The 3,624-nt window shown below is 34.1% G+C and carries 1 protein-coding gene; it reads left to right on the plus strand.

What is annotated here, in order from left to right:
- Positions 1–3,624, plus strand: a 3,624-nt coding sequence (locus ACYVTD_RS10555; RefSeq protein WP_461247736.1) for a hypothetical protein, incomplete at both ends; no start/stop codon positions are given.

Genomic DNA, 3,624 nt, shown 5'->3' on the forward strand with positions numbered 1-3,624 from the left:
GATTTATTATATTCGCAACATAATGTAATAATTGACGCGACAAAAGCTTATGAATTATCAAAACAACCTCCGGAAAAAATACTAAAACAAATATTTGATTTAGAAGAAAAAATAAAAATCCAAGAAAGTATGATTAATCCGTTAAAAGAAAAATATTTTAAAGAAGCTGAAATATTTATTGACTTTGGCTCTCAGTACGATAATCAATACAAAATTTTAAATACAGCGCATAATAATACTGATAAAAAACGACTTGAATATGAAAAACAAGACGCCATACAAAGATGGGCAAGCACTTCATATATAAATATTGATAATATCGATCCTGATGATTGCAAAACTAAACTAGCAAAAGCACAAACCGTTTTACAAGTTCTTTCTGATATTTCAAATAACGAAAACAGAATCACTTACGATAATCCTGAGTATAAAGCGTTATATACAGCTTATGAACAAAGTTTTACAAGAAAACTAAAAACGCTTGAAGCTATAGAATTGCTATCATCTGCATATACTCAAGAGTTGATATACAATAATGATATTTATCATAAATATCAAGATTATTTATTTCAACTTGGAACAAACTTTAATTACCAAAATTATACCTTACCAGAATCAAAAAACGAATGGAGAATAGAAAATGTAATTATTATTAACAATGGACGTTTAGCTTTTTCAAAAAACGGCTCTATGGTTCTTTCCGGAGTAAATTCAACACAAATAGCTTCTGTTATTGATTTTTTTAATACAACAAACCCGATAGACGGCGAGCGCTTTGAGATTTCCGATTTTGAAAAAGCTCTTAGAGATTTAAGCGCAAGAATGTCTAAGTATTTTGAGAATTCAGGCAAATTTGAGCAATGGAGTTATGCCAGAAATTATCTTCTTTCTTCTTTAATAGGCGCAAACGGTAATTTATCTTTTTTAAGTAATAATTTCTCAACAAGAGGAGCATTAAGCAGTAACGGTTCTTTAGCAGATGAAAAAATCAAACTTGATTATGATGCTAAATTAATTACTCTTGGTTCATATATGGAAGATCATTATTTTGATGATTATCCTGAAAGTTTATTTCAAAAAGCATGGAACAACTTGAATGCGGCAGAAAGGGCAGATCTTGAATTCTATGTTATTCTGACATTAACCGCAAACTGTGAATACTTTGCCGGGTTTAAAGATGTATATACTAATAATGCTTACGCATACGCAAAAAGAAAGACTGACGATTTATATTCAGAAGCAAAAGATGTTTTAGATACATGGTGGCGTATTATTGAATGGGGATTCTGGAAAGAATCTTATTCTGTAAATAAAAGTACATATGACAGAGTAAAATCGCTTTACTCCGCAACATCTAGCCGTGTTAATAACTGGATAAACGGTTTATATAGTAATTTTGATTCCATAAAGAATACATCTTCTTTATATTTAACGTCATGTAAAAATTTGGATAACTTTGAAGGTATAAAAACAGAGGAGCAAAAAGTTACTTGGAATGATATAGAAAGTTCTCTTTCATTAGCAAAAATAAAATCTGATGATATGACTATTCTAAAAACTTGCTGGGAAGAAATACAAAAAAACAATTCCAAAACAGCATACCAAGATGTTTTTTCCGCGCTTATGGGGTTGTTAAATTGGACAGATGAACAAGTACAATTATCAAAAAACAGTCTGGAAAACCAATTTTCCGTAGATATGCAAAATCAACAAAAAAATGAAGGTGTCTTTTTATCAATGGTAGACGATTATATTAACGGAAAAGCAAACATCAACAATGTTAAAACTGCGGCGGAAAATGCTTACAGAAAAATTTCATCAAAATACTATCTTGATAATATGTATGGTATTTTGGTTGACAATTTATCAATGTATACAAATACAAATTTTAATTTTGATTCATTATTTAGAGATAAAGGTGAAGAAATAATTTTATTTACAGAAAAAACAATAAAAAATAAATATAACGCGGAACTTAAAGCCAGAGAAGCTGAATGGACGATAACAAGAAAGGACTTAACGGAAAAATATAACGAATGGCAGAAAACAGCGGAACTAATTCTTGAAAATGGAAGAACAGACTGGATTGAAAGTTCTAAAAAATTACAAGACGCATATAAACAATGGAAAACGAATTTTCAAAGCGAATATGAACGCGTCAATAATGAATGGGCTTATGCATATCTTGCGGGTCTTGAAGACAAAGAAAAATGGCTGGAACAGGCGGCAGATGCCGTAAATCAAGCGTCATCAGAAGCATTTTTATCGCTTGTAGGCGCGGAAGGAGAACGTTTATCCAGATTCATGGACACAAGAGAACCTTTTGGAATCAGAGACGCGGTTCCTGAAGCTCAAGCTCTTATGGCAAATCTTTTACAATCATCAGGTATTGTTAATATGGCAAGTGCATTTAACTCATTAAACAATTATACAGGAATAACTTCTCCGCTTGTAAAACGAGGCATAGGCGGATCTTCTTCTTGGGATTCCGCGATTGTAAGATTCACGGCTTCTGCTTATGCAAAAGAAGCAAATGCGGAAATTGCGAAAAAAGAATCAAAAAAACTTGCTTACTCCGCTCGTAAATCCGCAGATGAAGCAGTCAAAGGATTAGCTAATAATGTAAATTCAGCTAACCAAAACTTTAGAGACAAAATGGATAATATGTTTATTTTTCAAGGACTCTGGAGTAAAAGCGGCAATAATTATGTAAAAGATATTATAAAAGGCTCAACGCTTTTAAAACCTGTAGTTACACAGACTGTAACTATTACAGGATACAGAAATTACATAATGGAGCCGGTAAAATTACAAACAAATTTGGACGATGATTTTCTTTCCGGCTTAAATAGCATTGCTATTCAAGAATTGATAAATAATGTTTACGTTGAAGTACAAACAATTGCAAGTGATATATTCGGATACAATCAAAAACCAATACCAATTACTAGAAGCGGAATAGAACGCGAACAGTCCCCTGGAAAATTCGGAGCACACATAGGATACGGTCCGGCGGAAAGAAACATGGGAACAAAATCCAGAGGCGATATGTTTTACGACGAAGGCAATGGAGAAATGGGACGGCTTATGTCCGATTTTCAATATTGGTTTGTCATTGATAAAATGGGAAGCGCAGAACTTACAATAGCGCCGTGGGATAAACGAATATGGGATGACGGGGGAAGCTGGTTTACAGCGCCTTCTCTTCGCACTGCCGGTACAATTGCAGGAGCTGTTGTAGCCGCAACAGTAGTCTCCGTCTGCTCATTTGGCACAGCTACGCCTGCTGCAGTTGCGGGAGTCGCGTTATCTGTCGCTATATGTTCCTCCACCGAAATTACACTAGGATTGCTTGATGTAGCTTTTGACTATAAACCCATTGATGAAGTTGCCTTTAGCGTTGGAAAAACCATATTGACAAATACCGTAACCAGCGTAATAGGAGGCGCTTTTAGCGGACTTACAACTGCTGCTGTTGGAAAAGCTGTCGGTTCATTTGATAAAGTCCTTACACAAACAATGATGTCAGGAACACAAACCCTTACAACAGGGATAGCTACAAACATGATAAGTGGAATTACTTACACTAGCGCAAATGGTTTTGGTTATTCGGGAGAAATTCTT

It is taken from the genome of Treponema sp. R6D11 (assembly GCF_054786075.1).